This is a genomic window from Kushneria sp. EE4 (genome assembly GCF_977968315.1).
On record NZ_OZ386212.1, the window covers coordinates 2,769,482 to 2,795,026 of the forward strand.

General features: G+C 54.3%; 19 protein-coding genes and 2 pseudogenes. 5 read left to right on the forward strand and 16 right to left on the reverse strand.

From position 1 onward, the window contains the following. Positions 1-43 precede the first annotated feature (43 nt). Positions 44-1,687, reverse strand: coding sequence for an alpha,alpha-trehalase TreA (gene treA / locus ACXMYO_RS12595; RefSeq protein ID WP_457808970.1), 1,644 nt, complete (start codon positions 1,685-1,687; stop codon positions 44-46). 255 nt (positions 1,688-1,942) lie between these two features. On the opposite strand from treA, the gene ACXMYO_RS12600 reads away from it, so the two are divergent. Together ACXMYO_RS12600 and ACXMYO_RS12605 are read left to right on the forward strand one after the other, a co-directional pair. Continuing rightward, the gene (locus ACXMYO_RS12600; protein ID WP_457808971.1) at positions 1,943-3,127 is read left to right on the forward strand and encodes an S-(hydroxymethyl)glutathione dehydrogenase/class III alcohol dehydrogenase; all 1,185 of its coding nucleotides are present in this window, start codon (positions 1,943-1,945) and stop codon (positions 3,125-3,127) included. A 207-nt stretch (positions 3,128-3,334) separates the two neighbouring features. Continuing rightward, positions 3,335-3,679, forward strand: coding sequence for a hypothetical protein (locus tag ACXMYO_RS12605; protein ID WP_438765131.1), 345 nt, complete (start codon positions 3,335-3,337; stop codon positions 3,677-3,679). 34 nt (positions 3,680-3,713) lie between these two features. Here the strand turns inward: ACXMYO_RS12605 and ACXMYO_RS12610 are convergent. Beyond that, positions 3,714-4,211 (reverse strand): annotated as a pseudogene (locus tag ACXMYO_RS12610) (magnesium chelatase subunit ChlI family protein); the annotation flags it as partial. Between the two features lie 276 nt (positions 4,212-4,487). On the opposite strand from ACXMYO_RS12610, the gene ACXMYO_RS12615 reads away from it, so the two are divergent. Continuing rightward, a complete protein-coding gene (locus tag ACXMYO_RS12615; RefSeq protein ID WP_457808972.1) occupies positions 4,488-5,168 on the forward strand; it encodes a hypothetical protein in 681 nt (226 codons plus the stop codon). Positions 5,169-5,219: 51 nt separating this feature from the next. Further along, complete coding sequence (locus tag ACXMYO_RS12620; RefSeq protein WP_457808973.1) at positions 5,220-5,756, forward strand: hypothetical protein; 537 nt, start codon at positions 5,220-5,222, stop codon at positions 5,754-5,756. A 701-nt stretch (positions 5,757-6,457) separates the two neighbouring features. Here the strand turns inward: ACXMYO_RS12620 and ACXMYO_RS12625 are convergent. The 9 genes from ACXMYO_RS12625 to ACXMYO_RS12665 all read right to left on the reverse strand — a co-directional run bounded on the left by ACXMYO_RS12625 (position 6,458) and on the right by ACXMYO_RS12665 (position 15,022). Beyond that, positions 6,458-8,614 carry a tape measure protein gene (locus tag ACXMYO_RS12625; protein WP_457808974.1) on the reverse strand — a complete coding sequence of 719 codons (2,157 nt, stop codon included), beginning with the start codon at positions 8,612-8,614 and terminating at the stop codon, positions 6,458-6,460. 18 nt (positions 8,615-8,632) lie between these two features. Further along, positions 8,633-10,126, reverse strand: coding sequence for a phage terminase large subunit family protein (locus ACXMYO_RS12630; protein ID WP_457808975.1), 1,494 nt, complete (start codon positions 10,124-10,126; stop codon positions 8,633-8,635). A 195-nt stretch (positions 10,127-10,321) separates the two neighbouring features. After that, positions 10,322-11,332 carry a major capsid protein gene (locus ACXMYO_RS12635; protein WP_108841523.1) on the reverse strand — a complete coding sequence of 337 codons (1,011 nt, stop codon included), beginning with the start codon at positions 11,330-11,332 and terminating at the stop codon, positions 10,322-10,324. A 31-nt stretch (positions 11,333-11,363) separates the two neighbouring features. Then, positions 11,364-11,681 (reverse strand): hypothetical protein, encoded by a 318-nt coding sequence (locus ACXMYO_RS12640; protein ID WP_457808976.1) that lies wholly within the window; start codon positions 11,679-11,681, stop codon positions 11,364-11,366. Positions 11,682-11,693: 12 nt separating this feature from the next. After that, complete coding sequence (locus ACXMYO_RS12645; RefSeq protein WP_457808977.1) at positions 11,694-12,089, reverse strand: hypothetical protein; 396 nt, start codon at positions 12,087-12,089, stop codon at positions 11,694-11,696. Continuing rightward, a complete protein-coding gene (locus ACXMYO_RS12650) occupies positions 12,076-12,444 on the reverse strand; it encodes a hypothetical protein (protein ID WP_457808978.1) in 369 nt (122 codons plus the stop codon). Before ACXMYO_RS12650 ends, ACXMYO_RS12645 begins: the two co-directional genes overlap by 14 nt. Further along, a complete protein-coding gene (locus ACXMYO_RS12655; RefSeq protein ID WP_457808979.1) occupies positions 12,441-13,760 on the reverse strand; it encodes a phage portal protein family protein in 1,320 nt (439 codons plus the stop codon). Before ACXMYO_RS12655 ends, ACXMYO_RS12650 begins: the two co-directional genes overlap by 4 nt. Continuing rightward, positions 13,753-14,055 (reverse strand): hypothetical protein, encoded by a 303-nt coding sequence (locus ACXMYO_RS12660; protein WP_457808980.1) that lies wholly within the window; start codon positions 14,053-14,055, stop codon positions 13,753-13,755. Before ACXMYO_RS12660 ends, ACXMYO_RS12655 begins: the two co-directional genes overlap by 8 nt. Positions 14,056-14,404: 349 nt before the next feature. Continuing rightward, positions 14,405-15,022 (reverse strand): hypothetical protein, encoded by a 618-nt coding sequence (locus ACXMYO_RS12665; protein ID WP_457808981.1) that lies wholly within the window; start codon positions 15,020-15,022, stop codon positions 14,405-14,407. 209 nt (positions 15,023-15,231) lie between these two features. Here ACXMYO_RS12665 and ACXMYO_RS12670 point away from each other — a divergent pair, with 209 nt between their 5' ends. Beyond that, positions 15,232-16,479, forward strand: coding sequence for a phage antirepressor KilAC domain-containing protein (locus ACXMYO_RS12670; RefSeq protein WP_457808982.1), 1,248 nt, complete (start codon positions 15,232-15,234; stop codon positions 16,477-16,479). A 609-nt stretch (positions 16,480-17,088) separates the two neighbouring features. Here the strand turns inward: ACXMYO_RS12670 and ACXMYO_RS12675 are convergent. The 5 genes and pseudogenes from ACXMYO_RS12675 to ACXMYO_RS12695 form a co-directional block, all read right to left on the reverse strand. Then, complete coding sequence (locus ACXMYO_RS12675; protein WP_457808983.1) at positions 17,089-18,765, reverse strand: recombinase family protein; 1,677 nt, start codon at positions 18,763-18,765, stop codon at positions 17,089-17,091. 69 nt (positions 18,766-18,834) lie between these two features. Beyond that, positions 18,835-19,848: pseudogene (locus ACXMYO_RS12680) on the reverse strand (YifB family Mg chelatase-like AAA ATPase); the annotation flags it as partial. A gap of 91 nt (positions 19,849-19,939) precedes the next feature. Then, a complete protein-coding gene (gene dld, locus ACXMYO_RS12685) occupies positions 19,940-21,703 on the reverse strand; it encodes a D-lactate dehydrogenase (RefSeq protein ID WP_457808984.1) in 1,764 nt (587 codons plus the stop codon). A gap of 293 nt (positions 21,704-21,996) precedes the next feature. Continuing rightward, positions 21,997-23,112, reverse strand: coding sequence for a metallophosphoesterase (locus tag ACXMYO_RS12690; protein WP_457808985.1), 1,116 nt, complete (start codon positions 23,110-23,112; stop codon positions 21,997-21,999). A gap of 193 nt (positions 23,113-23,305) precedes the next feature. Then, entirely contained in the window at positions 23,306-25,294 is a 1,989-nt protein-coding gene (locus tag ACXMYO_RS12695) for an OPT family oligopeptide transporter (protein ID WP_457808986.1), read from the reverse strand. Positions 25,295-25,545: the final 251 nt, after the last annotated feature.

Consider the following 25,545-nt stretch of genomic DNA (forward strand, 5'->3'; position numbering starts at 1 on the left):
CAGGTGCCGGAGGGCAAAAGGGTGTGGATAACGCAGCCGCGGTTCAGGTCGTGCGGACACCTCCCGGGTAGCGCGCCATCAGATCGAGCAGCACGCCGTTGGTCCAGCCGAAGCCGTCGACCACCTCATACTCGCCGCCGCCGCCCACACCGGGGTTTTCCACGTTGTACTTCTCGACCAGCTTGCCGGTCTCGTCATACACACGCTGGTTGGTGTCGATCCACCGCCGGGCGATGGTCTCGGCCAGCTGCGTCTGGCCGTAGCGAGTCAGGCCATCCACCGCCAGCCACTGCAGCGGCGCCCAGCCGTTGGGGGCGTCCCACTGCTCGCCGGTGTGGCGATTGGTGGTGACCATGCCACCCGGGCGCAGCAGTTCACGCTCGATGGCACTGGCGGTGGCTCTGGCACGAGGCCGGTCGGCCACCTCAAAGGCGAGCGGATAGACCATGGCCGCGGAAACCACCTGACTCAGGCGCTGATGGCGCCAGTCATAGTCGGTATAAAGCCCCCGGTCGGCATCCCAGAACACTCGATTGATCGCGTCACGACGGGTCTCGGCGCGCTGCTCGAACTGCTCGGTGCGGTCGCGGTTGCCCTCGAGCTGCCAGGCATACGCCAGCGTCTCCTCCAGATGGAACAGCAGCGCATTGAGATCTACCGGAACGAAATCGCGGGTGGCAATGGTGGCCTGCTGACTGCCGTCCGCCATCCAGCGCGAACTGAAGTCCCAGCCGCTCTCCGCCGCGGCGCGCAGATCGCCATAGACCTCCGCGGCCGGGCGATCAGACGCCTCCTGCGCCAGCGCGATTTCGCCGACATACGACTCCGGCCGCGGCGTGTTTTCGCTGCCGTGGTAGCGGTTGAGCAGCGTGCCGTCTTCCAGTCTGACCACATGCTCGCTGGCCTGTCCCGGTGCCAGAGAGTCACCGCCGCGCATCCAGTAGTCATACTCGCGCGAAAGCTGGGGCAGATAGCGTTGATAGACCTCATCGCCGTCATGTTCGGCCAGCAGCTCCACCATCGAGGCAAAAAACGGCGGCTGGCTGCGGGTCAGGAAATAGGTGCGGGTACCGTTGGGAATAAAGCCGTACTGATCGATCAGCCAGGCGAAGTTGTCCACCATGTCACGGACCAGGTCAAACCGGTCGCTGTGGGCCAGCCCCAGCATGGTGAAGTAGCTGTCCCAGTAGAACATCTCGTTAAAGCGCCCGCCCGGCACCACGTAGCGATGCGGCAACACCACCAGGCTGCTCCACCGGCCTTCATCGGTGGCCGCCGGGTCACGGGTCAGGTAAGGCCAGAGGTTTTTGATGTGCTCATCGATCGGCGTGCCGGCCGCCTCGGACAGGCGTGATTCGTTCTCGTTCGGCTCGTCGAAGCTGGCCTTCACAAAGTCTTCAAGCGCTGATCGGGAGAGCGGCCCATCAGCGGTACGCGTTTGGTAGTCCGCAACGATCAGACCCGGATCACGCCGCGGGATCAGATCCACCACCGATTTTTCGTCCTCGTACAGACCGGCCTCGGCGATGGCCACCATCACCGGCCCCCAGGCGCGCTCCGGCGACTGCGCCGCGGTTTTGGGGTCGCTGCTGATGGCGCCACTGCCCGCACAGCCGGCCAGTGCCCATGTCAGCACCAGCCCCGTCACAAGGCGACGCATCGCGCTATTTAATGGCGTTCCCTGCATGATGACTCTCCCGTCCCTGTTGGCTGACGACCCGGCAATGCTTCGATGGCGCCGGCGTTCATATTAGCGCAGTCCCATTAAAGCGCGACCCGCCATTGGGCGTAGCGTGGGGGCCTCGTGACAGCCGCCGGAAAACGAATTGCACATCTTATTGTTATGTTATAACGTTTTATTTAACGGCCGGTACATGACCGTTGCCCTCAACCACAAGCTTCAAGGGCCCGAATGGCCCTGCCATCCTTTCCGGAGGTTTTCATGAAAACGCGTGCCGCCATTGCCTGGGAACCAAACCGAGCGCTGGAGATCGAGGAGATCGATCTGGAAGGCCCGAAGGCGGGCGAAGTGCTGGTGCGTATCGTCACCACCAGCCTGTGCCATACCGACATGTTCACGCTCTCCGGTCGCGACCCCGAAGGGCTTTTTCCCTGCGTGCTCGGCCATGAGGGCGTGGGAATCGTCGAGGAGATCGGCCGCGGCGTGACCTCGGTCAAACCCGGCGATCACATCATCCCGCTCTATACGCCGGAAGACCCCGACTGCCCCTACATCCAGTCGGGTCGAACCAACCTGTGCCAGACGATCCGCAAGACCCAGGGGCAGGGCCTGATGCCCGACGGCACCAGCCGCTTTTCTTACAAGGGCAAGACGATTCGCCACTACATGGGCACCAGCACCTTCAGCGAATATACCGTGCTGCCGGAGATCGCAGTGGCGAAAATCAATCCGGAAGCGCCGCTGGCAAAGGCCTGTGTGATGGGCTGCGCGGTGCCCACCGGCATCGGGGCCGTGCGCAACACCGCGAAGGTACGCCCCGGCGACACCGTGGCTGTCTTCGGTCTCGGCGCGGTCGGCATGGCGGTGATTCAGGGCGCGAAGCTGCAGGGCGCCGGGCGGATCATCGGCATCGACGTTAATCCGGCCAAGTTCGCACTGGCCGAGTCGCTGGGCGCCACCGAGTGCCTCGACCCGAACGACCACCCCGAGCCGCTGCACGAGGTGATCATCGACATGACCAACGGCGGCGTGGAGTTTTCGTTCGAGTGCGTGGGCAATGTCACCCTGATGCGCGCCGCGCTCGAGTGCTGCCACAAGGGCTGGGGCGAGAGCATCATCATTGGCGTGGCCGGCGCCGGCGAGGAGATTGCAACGCGCCCCTTTCAGCTGGTGACCGGGCGCGTCTGGAAAGGCTCCGCCTTCGGCGGGGTGCTGGGCCGCTCGGAGCTGCCGGGCATGGTCGATGAATGGCTCTCCGGGCGCTTCGATGTCGATCCCTACATCACCCACAACATGACGCACGATCAGCTCAATACGGCGTTCGACCTGCTCCGTCGCGGCGAGGCGATCCGCTCGGTCATCCACTATCAGCCCCAACAGACCATGACCGGCCCCCTCCCCGGCATCACCCTGAATGAGCCGATCAAGGCGCCGGAACCGGCCTGACCCACAGCGCCCATCAACCGAAACCGCCCCACAGGGACAGTGGGGCGGTTTTTTTATGCCGGTCTTTTTTGAACATGAACGCCCCGCGACCGGCCAGACGCCATGTAAAGTTATGTATACAAGCCGCCGATAACAGCAGAGAGCCCGGTACGACCGGTCTCAGGACGATCACGCTTTATCACCCAGGCCAGACACACGAGGCTGACCATGAAAACCCTATGGGCCGGTGCCCTTTTGCTGATGACATCGTTTAACGCCATGGCACAGGGCTATATCAGTGACGAGTTCAACACCCCCGGCAGCCAGGCGGTGGCGATCTACACCTGCGCGGTCACCGGCGCCGAAAAGGGGTTTGAACCCGCGGCCTTCGACATCCTGCGATCGGCCTTCAGCCAGCAGGGCGCCAACATGAAAAGTCGCCAGGCCGCCAATCTCGAGGCGGACGCCTACCGCTGGTATGAACACGAGCAGGGCCACTTCGACTTCAGCAGCTACTGGCACGGCCAGTGCGCGCCAGTGTTTGACCGCATGGAACGCGCCATCAACGCCTGACCTTTTTGAATATCGGGGCAGGCGATGCTTTTGCCTACACGCCTCGCCCCATCATCCGATCCAGCTGGCGATAGCCGATCGCCTCCATCAGCGCGCCCTTCTCGACCGTTTCCTCACCGTTTAAATCCGCAATGGTCCGCGCGACCTTGAGCACCCGGTGATAGGCCCGTGCCGAGAGATTGAGCCGCGCCAGCACGCCGGAAAGCCAGGCACGTTCGTCGTCTCCCAATGCGCAGGCGGTTTCCAGTTCACTGGTGGAGAGATGGGCGTTGAGCCCGCCGCGGGCGTACTGAATCCTTCGCGCGGCCATGACGCGCTCGCGCACGGTCGCGGAGTTCTCGCCCTAGGTGTTGGCGGTGAGCTGCTCGGCGGGCAGCGCCGGCACTTCGATCTGGAGATCGATGCGATCGAGCAGCGGGCCGGAAAGGCGCGCCTGATAACGCTGAATCTGGTTGGGGGTGCAGCTGCACTGCTGGCGCGGGTCACCCAGATGCCCGCAGGGGCACGGATTCATGGCCGCCACCAATTGAAATCATGTCAAGCAATGATGAACTAAAAAAATTTCTACTGAATCGCTAAAGATTCATCAGGCTTTGCCGATACAACCATTGATAGGTCGCCGGGGGACTTCCTGTCGTCTTCTCCTGTAGAAGGTTACACATCCCCCACCTTTTCTTTGCCCGGTTACGATCCCTCGTACCGGGTTTTTCGTTGTTTTTTGAGAAGCCATAGATTTTAAAGGTGAAGCGGTTTAAATTAGGAAATTTAAAATGCAAGATTGCTTATATTAAGAATATGGGAGATCGAAATGACAGCCCAAGTCCATCCTATGAACCTAAAAGAGATAGTCGATCTTAAAGAAAGAGAGCTAAGCGAAAAAAACGAGGATACCCATAAACTCGATCTAGCCTTACAATCAATCCAGCACCGCATCAACTATTGCGAATACCACTATTCAGAAATAGAAGAAGTTACAAATAAAAAAGCTTTGCTTATAGACCGATTATCTACCCCTAAAAGCGATGAAATACCTATAAGAACGATATACGAAGCAAACACTTTTGCTTTTATACAAAACCTTCATGCACTAATAGACTCTCTTCCTTATGCATTAAACATTTTCATCACGGTTTGTCCAACAATTGAACACTACCGTATAAACTGGAATAATGGAAAGTTCATCAAAAGTTATGAAAGCTATCCTTTTTATGCTTCATTGATGTCTATACATGGGGATGAAATTTTTGCAAAGCTTAAATCATTAAATAACAGAGTAAAGCATAAGCATATAGTGAGGATAAGAAATAATCCAAAATCCTTGCTTTTTGATAACTTCACTTATAAATATAATGGGCAGTCAAAAAGCGTATTGGATGAGGATGTAAAAACATTTCTTGAAGACTGCTATAATCATCTTTTGCCGAAGTTTATGGGATTCTGGAATGAAGTTAGAGATTACAAAAAGACAGAGCTTGAAAAAAGAAGCTGATTCAGGAAGGCTGGATAGATAGCTATAGATAAGGACGAGGGCAAATAACCGATGGCATCTTTTCTTTCACTTTTAACAGCACTGATTGCACTGGCGGGTGCTTTTCTCATTTTTCACTATAAGCAACTATGGCAAAAGAAGCATGACCACTACGAAGCAATAATGTCCGTTGTTGGCGAGATTTATCTAGATACCACTTCTCACTTATCAGATTTATATACTTTAGCCATGTGGGCGGACGAAGGTCGCACAGATATAAAAAGCATTCTAGATACCTCTGAAAAGCTAAAATCGTTAAACAGCAAGCTACCAATGGCAGGAGTATTCATTAGTGAAGAAGCGGCTCATATGCTGTATAAATTCGTTAATGTAAACGTGTATGAAAACTACCGAATAGAGGTTCATTATATGGACGAAGGACACATGAACCCAAAAAACTTCCGACAAACTAAACTTGATAGACATAACGAAGTTTTACTACAATCGTCTAATCTGATAACTTCAATGACTCGAATCATACAATCTGACTTAAAGATTAAAAACAACATCATCATACCTTTTACCCTGAGTAAAAAAGATCGTTCTTAATCCCGCTCTATCCATAATAAAACATTCTAAAACTACCCATATTCATAACAACCAGTTATCAACAAATAACAATAACCATTCACACTTACTCCCAACATCCCAAAAGCTTATATAGATAATCATCAATATCCTATTGTGTTGGTATCCACTCACATTATTGGCTTCATATGCCCTTCCAAGTGTGACATTACTTGCTGATTAGATATCTAATGCTTACTACACATAAAAATACTTATGTTAAATGCACAATTACTCATGGTATTTTGCACCAAATTGGGTCATTTAAGCACCCTAAATAAGCCTTGCCAGCACCCTGAATCGACCATTCCAGCACCTTATTCTGACTATCTCAGCATGTAATTCAGTAGCTCTGCACTATCAATTCACCTTCCATCCTCTCCCCTTCCGATACATCACCATCAAATATCTGTTAGTAACTCTGTGGATAGCTGGTAGTTCAAAGTTATCATGATGGCGTGGATAATTGATTCTGATTACTATGGGGGCTTGTTGTTTGATTAACCCATGTAAAGATTCATAGGCTCATAAAAAAGGCCACCACTAGGGCAGCCTTTGAACACTTGCATTACAGCTATTCTCTATCCTGATCGAGCCATCTGGACTGGTGTAAACATCATGATTGGAGCCTGTCACGGGGACATGAAGTAGAAGTGAGACCATGAGAACGAAAGCACCATAGGTCACCGTTCCGTCTCCGGCTCATTCAAGGATGCACTGGCAAACACTCCTTGAAGCCTGTTTTCAATCTCCCAGCCAACCTCTTTGGCATCCATACCTTCACCAGAGATATTGAAAGTGACACCATCAATGGTGTGTCTCACTGACTGGTCATAGTGGTGTGTGCTGTTGTCCGTGTTCAATGTTCTGTTGTCATCCTGCTGGCTCATGTAGGAGTTCTGAACAGACTCCCTTTCCATCCGTCCCAATGTGTCCAGTGCAGGAAGTTGAACACCCGCATCAATCCCCATGTACTTCTGTGCTGTCAGTTGAACGTTGGTGTCATTGGCATCAAAGCCCAGCCAGCTTTTCGTGTCCTGATAGATGCTTTTGATCTTGGTAGCAGGATTGAACCCTGTCACCTTCTCGATCAGTGCTGACAGGTTGTCATAAAGCTGCTGAACACTTGTCACGACAGGATGAATGGCATTGGTCAGTGTCCCGAAAATCTTGTCACCAAGAGAAGCATTGGACTTCCATAGCGCGAAGATATTCTTGGTTGACTCCAGCCAGTTATCCCATACCTCCATCATGTCCTGTACTGGTGTGTACAGTTGGTTGATGGTGCCAAGGACAGACTTGATAGTCTCCTTGTTAGCCAGATAGAAAGTGCCGACCTTGTTAGCCAGTTTCCCCATTCGATCAATGGCGGGGATGATTGCACCATCAGCAATGCTCCCAAAGGCGTCTCCCAAAGCCTTGAGTGCTGGCCCTGCTTCCGCTGTCGTCTCCTTGAGTTCGGTCAGAATGCGGGAATAGCCTTTATCAAGACCTGATTCATTGAGAACGATATTGGAAAGGGTCCGCTGTGTTGTTAGTCGGTTTTCTTTGGCTCTGGTACTTTGTGTGGCCTGTTGCAGTGCTCCACCTTCACGAGACTGCTGGGACCAGAGTGCAGCCAGACGAGGAAGCAAACGGGTAGCCTGAACATTACCCTTTTGAAGCTCATCCTGTAGCTTTTGGACGTTGGCCGTGCCGTCCTTGTTCACATATCCAAGTGCTCTGGCAGCATCACCAACAGCACCGGGAATGGCTTCAGCAAGCTGGCCTTTGAGTTCTTCACTCATGACCTGCCCTTTACTCGCCATCTGTCCCAAAGCCCGTACAGCGTTGGACATGGTGGCAGAATCGACACCTAGAACAGTCCCTCTCTCCTGAATCGCCGTGAACAGGTCTCTGGTGTAGTCAGCGTTCTGGGTACTGGCTGCCAGCTTGGTGTAGTTATCAAGGGCACTTGAAAGGTCCGTTCCGATACGGGTCGATTCCTGAACCACAAACTGGCGCTCAGTCTCTCCTGCCTCACGGCTTCCAGTAATGGCTGTTAAGGCGTTACCGCTACCCTGCCACTCTTGATAGCCTTGAGATGATCGAACAACACGATCCTTTGCCATGCCCAAGCCAAGAGTGGCACCAATACCGGCCAGCCCACCAAAAGAGAGCCTGCCAAGCATCGCCATACCACCACCAGAAGCGGCTGTAGAAGCTCGTGTGAGGCTTGATCCAGTGAACCTGTCTTGAGCTACTGCTGCTCCATTGATCCGGCCTTGAAGTGCCCTGTAGTCGTTTTGAAGCTTATTCAAAAGCCTACTTGAGCGCTCCATGCTGAGATGCCCTTCTCTACGGGCAGAATTGACACGGTAGTAAGCGCCCCGCAGTTCATTCAGTCTGGCGCTATTACGATCAAAGCGTTTGGATAGCTGCTCAAAGTCCCTGACAGCTTTGTTGGTACCAGAGTGTGTGCGCTCATACTGTAGCTGCCTGTACTTCTGGGCCAGTTCACCAAGGAGCCTTTTGGACCTTTCAACGGACATGTCACCAGAGTGCCGCGCATCATTAACCCGCTGATAATCTTTCCTCACCTGCTGCAATGCACCAGAATTTTTATCAAGTCTCTTTTCAATGGCAGTAAGGCCAGTGACAGTCTTTTTCTGCTGGTCGTTGCTCTTTCGTTGTGTCTTTATCTGTTGTGCTAGTTTGCTTTCACTTTGACTGATGGAGCGAGAGACACCATTAAGGCGCTTTTCCACATCACCAAGCACATTTTCAAACTTTCTGAGACCTTTCAGGTCTATCCTAAAGCTGAAGTCAGCAAATAGTTCTGTTATGCCTTTACCGGCCATAGTTATTATCCTTTATTGTTATAGGAGTGTTGTTCCCGTCATCCTTCTTGCATTCGAAAGATTGTCTGTAGGTATTCTGATAGTCGGGACAAGTGATTTAGATGAGAGTGTGGTGTAGGCATCAGCGATAGCATCAATGATGTCATCGTGGTAACCATTACTTTTGGCACCATCGAAGTTTTCAATCTCGGCATAGTCCTGTTCCGAAAATGTGCCTTTGACTACATGCACCTTTCCCTCTTGGAGAGCTAAGAGGAAGGGTTCAGCACGTTTCATCTTGGATTGTCTGGCGCTGCTCAATACCACCTTGTGACCAAGCTTCATGAGTCTGGCTTTCTTCTGGTCTGCTACGGTCTTCCCGGCACTGCCAGAGTCAACGGGGATGGACACATACACCTCACGACCATCCTGTCTAGCAGCCTTCTCGATGGCGTCCTGTACCAGTGCTGAGCGGTCCCTGATGCTATCCATGCTCGTGATGTAAAAAGAGCCATCAGCCTTGTCATATGTGGCTTTAACGCCTCTCGTCCAGTCAGGGTCCGGGTTGACTTCAGAAGGTTTGGTAGCGGCCAAGTCCCAAGCACGTACAGTGGGGAGACCCAGCGGGACATCTGAGAGTGAGCATTCTTTGAACATCTCCCGCTTGGCGTATCCGCTGTTTTCTTCTGCTACGTACCAGTTGCCCAGAAGGTTCTTTTCTCGGTCTATACGCTTTTGGTTCTCAAGGTTATGCACGTATTTAGGCTGATTCTTCAGTAGCCAAGGATTGTCGTAAATGTTTGCCGAATAGAAAACGAAACGGAGAGCAAAACCAGCAACCTCAGAGCCAAACTGTTCTGTTATTTCATTCTTGTCTTTGAAGAATTGAAACTCACCGCCAATCTGAATCATCCAAACCTTTTGACCATCCATATCAGGATTGGGAAGACCAGACTCCAATAGATAGCCACCACGAGTGAGCCAGTCACACAAGAAGGAATTACGATCAGGGTTACAGGTCAGCATGAGTTGGTGCTTTCTTTTACTCTTGCTTCGCATCCTTGTAATCAGGTGCCAAACATCATCAACCTTTGTAAATTGAGCCTCATCAACGAAAGCATGAGTGACCTGAAAACCATAGAAGTCCTGCTGATTGTCCAGAAGATGGTGGCACTTGATTTCAGCACCGGAAGGGAAAGACCAGTTCATCTCCAGCCCATTACTTCTGACACCATATCGGGTGAACAGATTGTTACCTGTAGACCAGAGCGAACCAGCACCCTTGATCATTTTCTGGGAAGACATGGTGATGACTGCTGAATAGTTCTTATCGAACATCCCAGCATTGAACATCTTTAAAAGAGTCATCTGGGATTTACCACTACCCTTTGCACCACCAAAGACAATGATGTCTGATTCATTATCCTGCATGAATGCTTCTTGTTTTTGAGATAAAGGGGAGTGAATTACAACGTCTTCGAGTTCTTCCTGTGTCAGGTGAAACTGATAATTTCTTTTTGCTTGTCTTGCCATATTTGTTTTTATCCTTATATATCTAACTGTACGCCTTCCTCAGCGCTCTTCCCGTTTAATTCGACCACTTGACGGGGGTAGTCTGGAAAAGCTCTCAGGGAGGCTGTGTGAGCCATTTGCGAGGGGTAATAAAAAACCCTGCCTGCATGGAACAGACAGGGCGAAATGCAACAGAGTCCAGCCAATTGACTCGTGTTAGGCGGAAGCGCCCAAGGTGACATCTACAACAGCGCCGTATTGTTCAGCGATGGGTAGGATGTTCATTTCAGATTCAACCTGAACATAACGGTCATGCTCATCACGGAATGAGCGGGCAAAGCGACGAGCGCCACCAGCGCCAAGACCTGTCAGGGTTGATTCCGGGCCAAAGAAACAGCGGCCTAGAGTGGTACGTGGGAACAGAACACCAGCATCAGACGCCAGTAGCTCTACCGGCTCACCATCGTTCGGACTGAAGGTGTCTTCATACATGATGATGTTGAGATTGCCCCAAGAGAGCATCTGGTAGTGCTGTCCTACTGTGCCTAGCTCATTACGCAGCGGGTTACTTGCGCTGTTGCTGTATTGGTAGGCCGCCAGAAGGTCCGGCTCTTTCAGAATCTGTTCAAAGAGTTCAGGACCAGCCAGCATGATGTAGCCTGAAGTCATCCCGCCATTGCGTAGGCCATTCTTTGCCTTGCGCTGTGCTGATCGAATACCAGTGAGCATGTCACCAGTTGCCAGTGCTTCTGTCTCACGCTGTACGCCAAATTCATCAGCCATATCCACGGTGCCAAAGTTGGTAGTGGCATAGCGGCCCTGAATGGTCATGGCGGCTTTCAGGTATTCTTCTGTCACATCGTGATTCTGGGACTGCTGTTCGAGTTCTTCCGCCACTGCTTGAGCGATGGTCATTTCAGTATCACTGCCAAACTGACGGACACCTGCCAGACGTTCACGGCCAATGGTGCGCTCAATCGGATAGTGTGGGACTTCCATCAGGTGACGCCCATAGGGGCGTTCTTCAGTGCTGTTTTTCTGTGCCACGTTGCGGCGCTTGTCTTCCAGAATGTGGAAGCTGTTATCACGAACATCGAACACCACAACATCGTTCCCCACCATGGAATCACGGTAAAGACCGAGAGCGCCCATTAGACCGGGCTGATTTGGGATACGTTGAATTGATTGTGTCTGATCGACAATCTGATTGTTATTGAATAGTGCCATTATAGTTGTGTTCCCTTTCGTTATTATTGGATTACTTGTTTACGACTACGATATTAAGCTCAGCCAATTCAGCATTGGCAATATCAGTATCAAGACCGTTGTAATTGAGAGCCTTGGCATTAACAGTTGTGGGATTACCACGAACCATAATCCGGGCTACTTGTGTGTCTGTGTCCACATCTTCAGCCAGAATTCCACGGGCAGCACCATCAGCGTCTGTGACGATGGTTCCCGATGGCAGGGCTTCCGTGAAGGTACGTTGAACCTGATCAAAAGGCAGGTGGTAGACTCCACCAATATTAACGATGAATCCTTCTCGTGGGACAATGTTGTCTGCAAACTTTGGCATTAATTGTATTCCTTATTTGTCGTTATAGCGTTGCTGTAGAATCTGATCTACATAGTTGGGTGCATCTTCGTCAGTATTCTCTGATTCTTCATGCTCTTGCTTATCTTCCGGGCTGGACTCTTGCTTGAAGTAGTCGCCTGAAGAGAGTTCTTTGATTTGGGATTCTTTTGATTCAAGGAGGGAGTAGATTTGTTCGACTTGTTCAGAATCTTTCAGCTTAAAGAATACGGGTGCAAACTCATCAATCAGTTCATCGTTGTAAAGAATTGGCTTTAGCCGTTCTCGAATGTCTTCTAAAGCTTGCTCGTTATCTTCGGGTGTGGATTCTGGCGGGGTTTCTTGCTCTTCCTGCTCACTCATGAATGCACGGTAGGCACGGGCAAAGGCCGCACCATCAAACTTGGCCATATGGTCTCCTGTGATTGCTTGCAAAGATGGAATCGAAGTCGTCCCAGCTTTCCCTGTCTGAATGCACGATCATCGGGGCTACCCGGTTACGCTTTCGCTTGAGGCTGGTCAGGCGTCTTTCGAGAGTGTCGATATCGTGACGCTCTACTTCATACCCGCCGGCTTTTTCACGCTTGGGAGACAAGGAAAGTTCATTGATCAGGCTTTCCAGCGCCTCCGCTGCTGCCACCTGTACTGATCCGTACTGATCAAACAGATATAGGTAGGTGTCATCTGGGATAAGCGGGGATTCTGTATCGGTATCTCCCACAAGGAAGCGCATCTGTTTGACTAGCTTTTGTTCTTGATCTGTCATGCTTGTTTGTCCGTTTCTAGACGCTCGTCAGGGTCTGCCGTGTTGATTGCCTGAGCACGCTGGGAGCGTTGATAGCCACTGCTACGGGGAGCGCCCAAGGTGTCTCTGATATGGTTTTCAAGGTCACGATCGGGCGTGATGGCACCGGACTGTGTAAGACGCTGGAAGGCTTTGGAAAACACGTCCCAATCAACCTCTGTGGTGTCCTCAAAGACGATATGGGGCAGCCTGTCCTCTGATATACCGTTCGCCTTGAAGGCCATTCTCAGAGCCTTGGCAAACTCGTCTGCAATCATTCGCTGTAGAGAGCTAACGAAGATTTCCAGTAGGTAGGTCTTGCTCTCACTCAGCGCATTGGAGCCATTGGAATCTGCACCTAGCTGAAGGATCAGGGACTGAAGGCTGATCAGGATGGCCGTATCAAGTCGCTGGATGTGCTCGATAGCCTGAGCGTTGTCCGCTGTGTTGGTGCCAATGGTGGTGACGTTGAACATTCTTTGTCCGCCGTCATAAACATCGCTGGGAGTCATCACAAAGCTGCTCTTGCCAGCGTGCATAAGCTGGGCTTGGTCCATTACCTGCTGTACATACATGGCTTCATCTGACATCGGGTCAGTGTGAAACTTGGAGATGTACTCGGACGGGAGTTCAATGTTCATGACACCAGACATGTTCTTGGCAACAGCGATGAGGCTGTATTCTTCAATAACGCTTTTTTGCTTCCATGCACTCCACACGCTGTGAAGCATGGAGGTACCCAGGGGATTGTCCTGTGACGGGTTCAGGCGAAACAGAAGCACCTTGTCACCGTTGATTGTCTTGTCCCGTTGGATCGAGATATCAACGACCTTCCCGTCATTCTGTACTGGTCCAAGCTCAAGCTGTTTCAGCCTGCCGTTATCAAACTGGAAGCGGTTAATGGTGCTGGGATGGATGGGGGAGATATTCCCAAAGACCATACGGCCATTGCTATTACGTGTTAGCACCACTTCATGTACTGAATAGCCATACTCACAAGCCCCAAGGATGTTGCTCATAAGCTGATATGGCGTATATGAGTTGAGTGAGCCCAGAGAGGTATTCAAGTCGTCGATTAACGCTTTTTCTGCCTGTGTGCTCTTCTCGTGGCACTCGATATGGAAAGGCTTGTTCAGGATCGACTTGATGAAAGCCATAGCACCACTAATGGTACTGTCCTGCATCATGTCACGAGCAGTCTGGGGAAAGAGTTCAGGTGAAAGTTCCCGGCGACCACTATGGATAATGCTGTTTTCAATATGTAGCGGTGAGCTTTGTTGTGTTTGCAGGTTAGCCATTCAAGTCCTTTTGTAATTTGGTGCGCCACTGTTTGAAAGTCATCTTGTATGTGGCACCTTCGATATCACACCATTGCTGTGTGTAATCGAAGATATATGCCAAGTCATCCGGGTAATGTTCCAGCATGTACAAAAGGTAATCTTTCAATTCTGGGCTATCTGTTTGTGTACACATGCGATTAGTAAACACATGAAGCGGTATATCTTCGATAGTCGCATAGGGGATAATGTCATCAGGAGTTTTTGCCTTGCTCCCTTTTGGTCGTCCCACTTTATTTGAATTTGTTGTTGTCATTATTTTGAACCGTTGAAGATTTATAGATGAACACTCCATGGGAATGACCATTTATAAATTGGAGACACGAAAAAGGCCCCCACGAATGAGGGCCAACCAAAACCAAACGAGGTAGCCTATAGGTAACCAGCCCATAGGACTTGAACCCTTGTCATTGGAGACAAGAGCTATACAAAGGGCAATGTCCGATAAAACCCTTTTGTATTCGGGGAGAATAGGTAGCAGCCATGATGCAACGATATTAAGGACACCATGACTGCTGGATGCCTGTGAGGAGTGGCACAGGACTTTATGGGTGTATCAGAAATGCCGGTAACCGATACACCCTACACGCTGCTGACGTGTGTTCTCAGGCCAGTACAGGCCATCTGTCTTGCTTGATGAGGTAGCGAAGCACAACGTCACGCTGTGCCAGTTCATCTAGGTCAGCATTACCCTTGAACAGTGCGTACCACATGGATGAACGGAATTCGATTTCTTCCTGATCAACATATGGGAAGCGATAAGCATAAGCCGGATTAATCAGAATTCTTACTTCACCAGCCTTTGTGTTTGGTAGAACGTGAATCCAAGTTGAAACGCTGTCTAGCGTTCGTTTCAAATTCTTTGGATTGACGCCCAATTGCTGGGCCAAGCTTTGACGATCAACGATGATCAGATTGCGGTAGTTGATATTCTGGGACAGCGTTTCAAGGATGTTGATGTGGCTTTTACTAAAACCAGTTCTGCTGTCCGCCTTGTAATCTGTATGATCCGCTAGAGTATCGAAATAACCCAGGTTGGAATGAAGGATCAGGGGAGTAGCAATGACACGCTTACAAATGAATGCGTCCAGTTGTTCGCGGTTTTCAATATCGTCCCAAAACTCTGGGTTCTCAAGAAGCCGCTGTACGTCTTCTTCAAGCTTTTGAACTTGAATTAGCTCTTCATGTCGCTGCGTTAGTTGTTCTTGTACTACTGCATTCATTGTCTGTGCCCCTGCTGATTTGTTGTAGTTATTTGGGTGACTTCCTTTGTTCACCTTATACAAATATATTAACGATAATATCCACACCCGTCAAATAATAATTGACGCTTTCCTCAAATTAATATGGGAGTTCATTTTAATTTTATCTTTTATTGGTATTGAATACCTCAGCAACTCGCTGGGGTCTTAAAACCAAAAGGAGATTCACAATGAAAGTAACTACTCGACAGATCACAGAACTGACTGGCAAGCGTCACGACAATCTCAAAAGGCTGATTGAGCGTCTTCATGACCAACACACCATTGGTGCTTACGACACTATCCATCAGAATGCTCGGAGTTATGAGTACCACCTGACACTTGCAGATGCTCGCAGGGTCATTTCATATATCAAGCCGCAGGAATCGGCAGAACTTATCCGAAGGCTGGACAACCAGCTCATGGTTAAAGCAACGAATACCGTTGTTGGATGGGATCATGCTGAAAGCGCTGGTGGCAGCATCACAGTATCTGCCAATCGTCAGAGCCATGGCACACAACTCGTGGATGTTGATTCACGGAAGTGCGAGGTGTCAGCTATCGGTGCTGGAGTGGGTGTTGGCCGTCACTCCACAGAAGTTGAAGACCCCAATGGATGGAAGCCGTGTACGCTTGGGGGGACTCAGCCAGCAGTTCAGCAGGATGATGGTGAGATGAAGATGAACAGTATCGATCTGCTAGAAATGGTCAACAGTGCTCGTGACGCCAAGGGCGAAAATCGTATCCGTCATAACGATTTCAACGCTAGAATAACAGATGAGTTAGAAGGGGAAAGCTACGAAAGTTTCGTAGCTTCAACAAAAAGCGGCCAGAAAACAACAGCTTATCTTCTCTCAAAAGATCAGTGCATCCTAGTAGCAATGCGAGAGTCGAAAGCTGTGCGTATTATGGTCCGTGACCGTTTAAAGGCTCTTGAAGACTCTGTCAATGCACCTGCCCCGCAGTTCAAGCTTCCCCAGACAATGGCAGAAGCTCTGCGATTGGCTGCCGACGAGAATGAAGGGCGTCTCAAGGCTGAACAACAAGCACTGGAATACAAGGGTCAGTCTGAGCAGTACCAGAAGCAGATCGAAACACAGACCCCATGGGTCGAATTTGCCCGGACTGTTTCCGAGACTGGTGACAACATGATGGTGCGTGAAGCTGCCAAGGCTTTGGACGTCAAGCCAAGCAAGCTGTTCCAGCATCTCAAGGATTGGGGATGGATCAATACCAAGCGTGTACCGTATCAGCGCCACATCGATGCTGGGTACCTTGAGTATCGTGTCCACAACTACACCAAGCCTTCTGGTGATGTCGCTACCACTTACGTTCCGCTGATTACTGGCAAGGGTCTTGAATCGAGCAGAAAGGGCCATAGGAGAGGCGTAGCATTCGAAGCAGTACGCTGTGTCAGGCACGAGCTTAAAACGCCTTAAAATCGATTGTGCGGCATGAGTAATAGGTCATAAACGAGAAAACCCTCTTGCAAGGCCATTGGTAATATCTGCCTTGCGGCCTGAACTACCAGTGATTTTGCAAGAGGGTTCTAATATATTCCGCGTTAGCAAAGTGGGAGCGAAGCGAAAAGGGATTGACCATGCCCAAGATGTCTTTTAAGCACTCTTGATAGCTATTGCCATAAGGCAGTGATCTATCAAATACACTTGAAGTGTTTTAAAAGATATTGGAAGTGAAGTTCTTTTTGTTTCACTTCGTTCACCGTGTTTCCAATTGGCAGTCTGTAACAGGTATGACTGAATGCTCACAAGTTGCTAACGTGTGAACTTATCAGTAGGTCTTTCCTGCCCCTTGTCAAATAATATCGCATGATAACGATTATCATTCAAGAATTATATTTTTCTTATCTGCTATTGACACGCTGAAAGACTTGCCATGACCGGGTTTTTAACCTCGGTTAAATCTTCATGAAAATAGCCAAAAAGGGTTGACAAAAATTCTAAAATTTTGGTGGGCACTTTGAATTTGTTCAAAATATAACCAACTCAAAGGAGACAGCCAGCAGGCCATCCCCCGTGATCCAACCTTTAAAATTCTGATATCTCGAACTCGATCTTCGCCCTTTCGTGCTGCCTGATCATTTCAAGCCGCTCCATCAGGTCATCTTCACTATCAGCACTGGTCAAGCAGCCATTCCTGTTCAAAGCACAGTAACGCACATACTCAGCGACTGTGTGCCATTCGTCGTCTGATTCATCAAGTAACTGGTGTTCTGGCACGGTATGCTTGAGGATGTAGCACTTGTGGCGTGTTGTGCGTCTTACAATCTCATAGCGTTCACTGCCAGCAGGACCGACATTCACAGTGACGACCTTACCAGCCATCCTGATTCTGTAATCGGTCTTCAAAAGTTGCTCTCTCATGGCGACTGGATCAGTCAGGTACTCTTCCAAGTCGAGATTAGCGTTATCCACGATGGTATCGAGATTGAAGTGATCGTTATAGCTGGCACCAACGAGGAACATTTCTGTCTCGGTGATCTGTGCTGACAGCTTGTCTTTTTTCTCATTCAGCCCTGTCAGCTTTGCCTTTACGTTGGAGCTATCAGGCATGGTTATGAGCAGGTCCAGAAGCTTATCAATCTGTGCGTCCAGCTCCCGCCTTTGCCCTTTCAGGTCTTCCAGTCTTTCACTTTCCTGATTGGCCTGTTCGTCCCAGATACTGCTACTCAGTTGCTCTGGCACGTAGCTTTCAAAGATGTAAAGCAACAGCTCATACTGCCATGTGGTCCGATTGGAACAGGCATCAGGGCCATTCTTGAGGAAGTTGCCGCAGTTCGAATAGACGATTGTGTATCCGTCAAAGCGCTGCGTCCTGAAATGACATGTGTTACCACAACAGCCACAAACAACAAGCCCTGCCAGTGTGTACTTCTTTTCTGGGGACATGCTTTTGGCACGTCTGGCTAACTCAGCTTGCAACTTGTAAAACACCTTCGTCTCAATGACAGGCTCGAAAGCACCCTCGATAGGGTCACCCTTGTTGGACCACTCACCTATCAGTGCTCGATCCCGGAGCCAACGCCACACTGTCCGCTCATGAGTACCGACCAATTCAGGGTACTGCTTTGACAGGTCACTGATGATCCGCTTGGCACTCCTGCCTGATAGATACCTGTTAATACAGGCACGCACTATCAAAGCCTCACGGGGCTTCAACTTGCCTTCTGTGGTGAGCCAGAAAGCGTTAGTTTTCTTGAAGGTATCACCCTTGCGGGCCTTGTTCCTGCGAGCCTCCCACGAGCCTTTTAGACGCCGTGAAAGGTTCTTGCTGTACTCATGGGCCTGTTGAATTTTCCCCACGAGGATGAACAGACTTCCCACATTGTTGTTCAGCGACTCTTTCGAATAGGTCTGATTGTCTTCAAGCGTCACGATAGCAACGCCTGTGGCAACAATGCGCTGTAGCAGGTTCAGCATGTCCAAAGGCTCCAAGCGCCCTATCCGGTCCACTGCTTCAACAAGTATGAAGTCACCAGCCTTGATCTTTCCCGACTCGATAGCAGCAACGATCTTGCCCAGACCATGGTTCAGATGCTCTCCTGAGAACCCGGAACGGCCTTCATCAACGCCTGAGAGTGGCGACAGTTGGACGTCAGGATGGGACTCCATCCATTTGGATATCAGATTGTGCTGACGCTCTGTTGTGCTTCCTTTGCCTTGATGTGTGGACGAGAAGCGTATGTAAGATATTGCTTGCGGCATGATGCATGAACCCTGTTAGTTACTGACATAGTAACCACGACAAGTGGTTCATACCAACGTGACACACTACTGAAAGCGAGCTGGGTATTCGCGCTGGTGGCTGGCGCGGGCGATATGCACGCGCCCGGATTCGAGCGGTTCGCGCATGGCTTCCAGCACCTTGCGGTCGAACTCCGGCAGCTCATCAAGAAACAGCACGCCCTGATGGGCCAGCGAGATTTCGCCGGGGCGGGGTTTTGAACCGCCACCCACCAGTGCGGCGGGACTGGCGCCGTGATGCGGAGCGCGAAACGGGCGCTGGCCCCAGCGCTCGAGAATATCGAGCCCGCAGACCGAGCGAATCGCGGCCACTTCCAGGCATTCGCTTTCGGTCAGCGGCGGCAGAATACCCGCCAGCCGACTGGCGAGCATGGTCTTGCCGGTGCCGGGCGGGCCGGCGAACAAGAGGTTGTGGCCACCGGCCGCGGCGACTTCCAGCGCCCGACGCGCCTGATGCTGACCGCGCACGTCACACAGATCCGCCGCGGCCAGCGTCGCGGCCGGCGGCGCCTCCAGATGATGCGGCGTGATGCGGCGCTCGCCGGTAAGGTGCGCCACCACCTCCAGGATATTCGATACCGGCAGCACTTCCAGCTCTCCCGCCAGCGCCGCCTCATCGGCGTTGGCGGCGGGCAGCAGCAGCTGACGCCCGGCCTCGGCCACCGCCAGTGCCGCCGGCAGTACCCCGGTCACCGCGCGCAGCTGGCCGTCGAGCGCCAGCTCGCCCACGCATTCCAGCTTGCCGACGGCCTCCTGTGGAATCTGCCCGGAGGCAACCAGAATGCCCAGTGCAATCGGCAGGTCAAAGCGCCCGCCCTCCTTGGGCAGATCGGCCGGGGCCAGATTAAGCGTGATGCGCTTGGCGGGAAACTCGAAGCCGGCGTTGATCAGCGCGCTGCGCACCCGCTCGCGGCTCTCCTTCACTGCCGCTTCCGGCAGCCCCACAATCGCCAGCCCCGGCAGGCCGTTGGAGAGATGCACCTCAACGACGACTTCCGGGGCCGCCAGCCCGACGCTGGCACGGGTGGGGATGATCGCAAGCATGCAGGGCTCCAGACAGGAAAATCGACACGCCGCCGAGCGCGGCATGCATTAGACATTCCTTTAGCATCGGCCATGCCGGCGATGACTTTAGTCAGGGAGAGGCAGACTCCCCGGCCTGCTGCTCGCCCCAGCGGCGCTGCTTGCTGGTCTGACCGATGCCGGGATTGAAGCAGTTGCAGGGGTCGAGCTGCTGATAGAAATCGCGCAGGGCCGGCTTGGCCTTATAGAGATGGCCCACGTTGTGTTCGGCCGGGTATTCGGCGCCGCGGGCGTCCAGCAGTGCCCACATGCGGTGTTCGAGCGCCAGGCAGTCGGTGCCCTTTCTAACGATGTAGTCCTGATGCATGACGTGGCAGAAGAAGTGGCCGTAGTAGAGCTTGTGGATCATCGGCGCGTCCACGTCATCCGGCAGCACTTCCAGCCAGTCCCGCTCGTTTCGCTTTAACGCCACGTCGAGCGCGACGATGTCCTCGACCTCGTCGTCATGGATGATGCGATAACGCCCGGCGGCGCCGGCCGCGGCAAAACGGTGCAGAAAGGCCTTTTTGCCCTCCTCATCGCTGCACTCGAAATACTCGCCCTCGCGCGTGGCGAAGTGTTCATCGAGCAGCGCCCGGGTGCGCGCGACGTTCTCCTCGCCGACCTTGAGCAGCAGATGGTGCTCGAAGCGGTCGCGATACTCATTCATGCGCGCTGGCAGATGATCAGGAAAGAGCCGGCCGATTGTTTGCAGCACGCGGTCGGTAACGTAGTCAGGCAAAAAGCGCAGCCGGTTACAAAAATCGTCGATGCGGTTCTTGCGATCCCACAGCGCCGGCAGCCGGTGGGTGCCAAAGTATTGAATGGTGAGAAAGGTGTCCTTGCCGTAGTGCTTTGCGATGTCGTAGGCGTCGCGATGCATGTACTCGCCGGCAATCGGCAGCGTCTCGAACTCGGACAATATCTGCCGGCGCAGCTCGGTCAGCTCGGCAGGCGCGTTGGTGCCGATGTAGAACACCTTCGGGTTTTTCTCCTGCTCGAAGGTGTCCAGGCGCAGAGCAAACACCATCAGACGCCCGGCCGAACCGGCCGCTTCATGCAGCCGGCGCGGGTCGGCATTAAAGCGCGCGGGGGTGTCGGCCTCGATATCGCGTACGTGGCGGTGGTAGTTCGGGTCGGACGCCGCGACGTCGCTTTTGTCGATGTCAGCATCGCGGTAATCCCCGCGCTGCAGACGCTCAAGCACGGTGTCGGGGTCATCGCCGAGTCGCACACCCAGATGATTGACCAGCTCGAGCTCACCGGCCTCGTTCATGCGCGCATAGAGCGCCATTTCGGTGTAGGCCGGCCCGCGCTTGATCAGCGAGCCGCCGGAGTTATTGCACACGCCGCCAAACACCGAGGCGCCGATGCACGAGGAGCCGATCACCGAGTGCGGCTCGCGCCCCATGGGCGAGAGCGTCTTTTCCAGCTGATCGAGCGTCGCGCCGGGCAGGCAGATGACCTGGCGGCCCTCATCGATGGGCTGGATGATGTTCATGCGCAGCGTGCTGACAATCACGATCTCGCGGTCGTAGTCGTCACCATCCGGCGTGGAGCCGCCGGTCAGGCCGGTATTGGCCGCCTGGGTGATCACGATGCGATCGGTTGCCATGCAGGCTTTCAGAATCTGCCACTGCTCCAGCAGCGTGCCCGGGCGCACCACCGCCAGTGCCCGGCCGGTGCCAAAACGAAAGCCGGTGCGATAGCGCCTCGTCGAGAGCTCGTCACTGAGCACGTCATCCCGCCCCACGATCTCTTCAAGCCGGGCGATAAAGCCCTCTCGCTCAGGGCTGTCGGCGGGCTGCACTTCAAGGGTCTGGTACCAGGTCGTCATGACAATCACTCTCCGCAACATCGCCCCGTCGAGGCGGCCATCAGCCGCCTCGCGGAGCTGAATCATCAACGTGTTTCCGGCAGGTCGGCAACCGCACGCCATGAGCCGGGCATCGATGCCTTGAAAAGCGGCGGGAATATCGGCCAACCGGGCGGGCTGGCCTGTCATGCGGGTGTCGGCGCTACATCAGACGATCATTGTGAAACCGATACCGCCCCATTGCCAGCGCTGAGAGGCGTTATGCCGATCACGTGACCCGCCACCGGATCGAGGCGTGGCGGGTCGATACGGGCTTATCGGGCATGCAGGGTAATGCGGGTCAGCTCCGAGGGTCTGCCCAGGCGCAGGGCAAAGCCCATCCACAGCGCCGTGCCGTTGCTGACGTAGAGCGTCATGCCATCGACGTCGTAGCGCCCGGAGACGAAACCGTTGTTGGCGCGTGCCACGATCTGATCCATGCCGACAATCATGCCGCCATGGGTATGGCCGGAGAGCTGCAGCGCCACGCCTTCGCCGGCCGCCTCGCGGGCGTTTTTGGGCTGGTGATCGAGCAAAATGATCGGCGCCCCGGAAGGCACGCCCTCGATGGCCGCCGCCACGTCGGGGCCGGGCAGGCCGCGGCTGGTGCCGGCCGGGTCGTTGACGCCGGCCACGGCCAGACGCGCACCGTCACGCTCGATAAAGGCGTGGGCGTTGGACAGCCGGGTCATGCCCAGTGAGACGTAGTGCTGCATCCACTGCTCGTAGCCGAAATAGTATTCGTGGTTGCCGGGGCTGACGAAGACGCCATCGCGCGCGCGAAGCCCGGCCAGCGGGGCGACATCGTCACGGCGGTTGTCCAGCGTGCCGTCCATCAGATCGCCGGTGATCAAAATGGCGTCGGCATCCAGCGTGTTGGTGCGCTCGACCACGGCGCGGGTCCAGGCCTCGGGGAACAGCCCGCTGATGTGCAGATCGGTGAGATGGACGATCCGGTAGCCCTCGAACTGCGGCGCCAGCCCGGGAATTGCGATCTCGACGTCCTTGACCGGCGGCACGCGCGCGGCCTGCTGCACGCCCACAATGCCAAGCCCCAGTGCCGCCACCGCGATGACGTAGCGCACCGCGTCCGGCGCGGCCAGACGCTGCTGTTTGATCAGCATGGCAAGAAGCATCACCAGATCCAGCAGCAGCTGAAAAACGGCCAGCAGAATCAGCGCCCCGAACAGGGCGTTCATTACCATCGACAGGGGCCGGGGGATCTCGGGCGAGAAGATCGAGCCCGTGACCCAGCGGCTGATCAGGTGCTGCTCGGCCACGACCAGCAGCACCAGTGCCAGCGCCAGCTTGATCCAGAGCGGCGCCGTCAGCGGCAAAAGATAGCGAAGAACAACAACGCACCAGGGCAGGGCAGCCATCAGATGAAACATGTTTCAGAACTCTTGTGATCGGACACGGCCCACAAAGGATAGCGGACGAACGAACGCCGCATGATCCAGAAGTCTCATGACACTGTCCTGACGCAATAAGGCTGCGATAAGCAAACCGCCAGCAGGGGCCCGGTCACATGACAGCGCCGCGCGTTACACGACGCAGCGCTGCCATGACCGCCGGCGGCGGTGATTACGACCGCGCCGCCATGATGCGCCGATAAAAGGCCACACAGACCATGGCGAAGACGACCAGACCCAGCCACCGAGCGATGGATGCAAAGTCGCTGCCGACCAGCGCCAGCGGCGCCTCGCTGCCGGTAAAGCCGATTACGCCGGCCATCAACACACCCATCAGGCTTTCCCCCACGATCAATCCCGAGGAGAGCAGCACGCCGCGCTGCTGCACGCGCTCGCGCGTTGAGGCATCAGCACCGCTCAGGCGACGGGCCACACACCACGACAGCACCGCGCCGATCACCAGCGGCATGTTCACGCTCGGCGGCAGATAGATGCCCAGCCCCACCGCCAGCACCGGCAGACGGGCCACGCCGCCACGGCGGCGCAGCAGCTCATCCACCCCGATCAACACCACGCCCAGCGCCACGCCGATCAGCAGCATGTGGGTATTAAGGTCACGATTGAAGATGCCGCTGGCGATCTGCGACATCAGCGTGGCCTGCGGCGCGGCGAGCGCCTGGGCGGGGTCCATGCCCTCGCGCGGCAGGGCGCCGGTAAAGCCGTAGGCGTTGTATAAAAGCGTCAGCACCGGCGGAATGATCAGCGCGCCCACCACACAGCCGATGATCAGCACCAGCTGCTGACGCCAGGGCGTGGCACCGACCAGATAGCCGGTTTTCAGATCCTGCAGGTTGTCGTTGGAGATGGCGGCAATGGCCAGAATCACCGAGGTGGTAAACAGCGCCAGGCCCACGGCGAGCTGACCGCCGGCGGCACCGGCAATGTCGGTGCTAATGCCGGAAAGCGCCAGAATCAGAAGCGAGACCAGAATCACCGCGATAATACCGATGCCTGAAATGGGGCTGCTGGAAGAGCCCACCAGACCGGCCATGTAGCCACAAGCCGCCGCGATCAAAAAGCCGAAGACAAAGGCAAAGAGCACGCAGCCGATAATCAGCGACCAGAAGGCCATTGAGGAAAGCCCCGGCGCGTTGTGCTGAATGAACACGGCAAAAACGGCCACCAGCGCGACCAGCAATACCCCGGCCAGGCTCAGAATCCACACGCCCGGCAGGTCCCGGTCGGTACGCTCGATGTCGCTTTTGTCCGGCCGGGCAGACGAGGCCAGCGCGTGCTTGAGTCCCTGAACCAGCGACTTTGACAGCGTCGCCAGCGTCCAGAGCGCGGCAATGGCGATGGTGCCCGCCCCCATGAAGCGCACCTCGCTGGACCACAGCGACATGCCCAGCTCGCTCAGCGACTGTCCCGGCGCCTGGGCAGTGGTCAGGGTCAGCCAGGGCACCGCCACGCCCCAGGCGATCACCAGCCCGGTCAAAAGCGCCATGCCACCGACGATCCCGACCAGATAGCCCGCCCCGACCAGCGCCAGCGAAAAGCCGGTCGAGAGCTGAAAGGCGGCGCGCCCGGCGCTGAACCACAGACTGATGCTGTCGGCGAGCAGGCGGAAACCGCTGGCCAGCAGCGTAAAGAGTGCGGCGACCACGCCGCCCAGAGCGATGTCCCCGGCGCCGGTCCCCCGGCCCGTTTCAGACGGGCCCTCGCCGACTTTCAGTATCTCGGCGGCGGCCACGCCTTCCGGGTAGGGCAGCGTGCTTTGCACCACCATGACCCGGCGCAGCGGAATGGTGTAGAGCACGCCCAGGATGCCGCCGATGGCGCAGATCGAAAACGCCTGCCAGAACGGGAAGCCGGCCCAGAAGCCGATCATCAAAAGCCCGGGCAGCACGAAGATGATCGCCGAGAGCGTGCCGGCTGCCGAGGCCTGGGTCTGCACCATGTTGTTTTCGAGAATATTGGCGTTGCGGCAGTAGCGCAGCACCGCCATGGAGATGACGGCCGCCGGGATCGAGGAGGCAAAGGTCAGCCCGACCTTGAGGCCGAGATAGACGTTGGAGGCGGTAAACACCACGGTAATCAGTGCGCCCAGCACGATGCCGCGCAGGGTCAGTTCGGGCAGGGCCTGCCCGCGAGGGTGAGACATAAAAACCACTCCTGATGCGTACGCGCCCCGTCGCCGGGTGCCCCTGCGGGTCACCTTCACGACCGCTGGCACGCACCATGACGATGCCCGAGAAGCTGTCACGGGCCTTAAGATGTGTCGTGGGGGAGGGTTTTACTTCATTTGCGGGCGGCGCGTCGAGCCCCGGCGTGCATACGACGCCAGCGCAGGCCGTCCTTTGCTCTGATCGAGACAGCGCTACCGGATACAACAGCACCGCCGGGTGGCGGTGC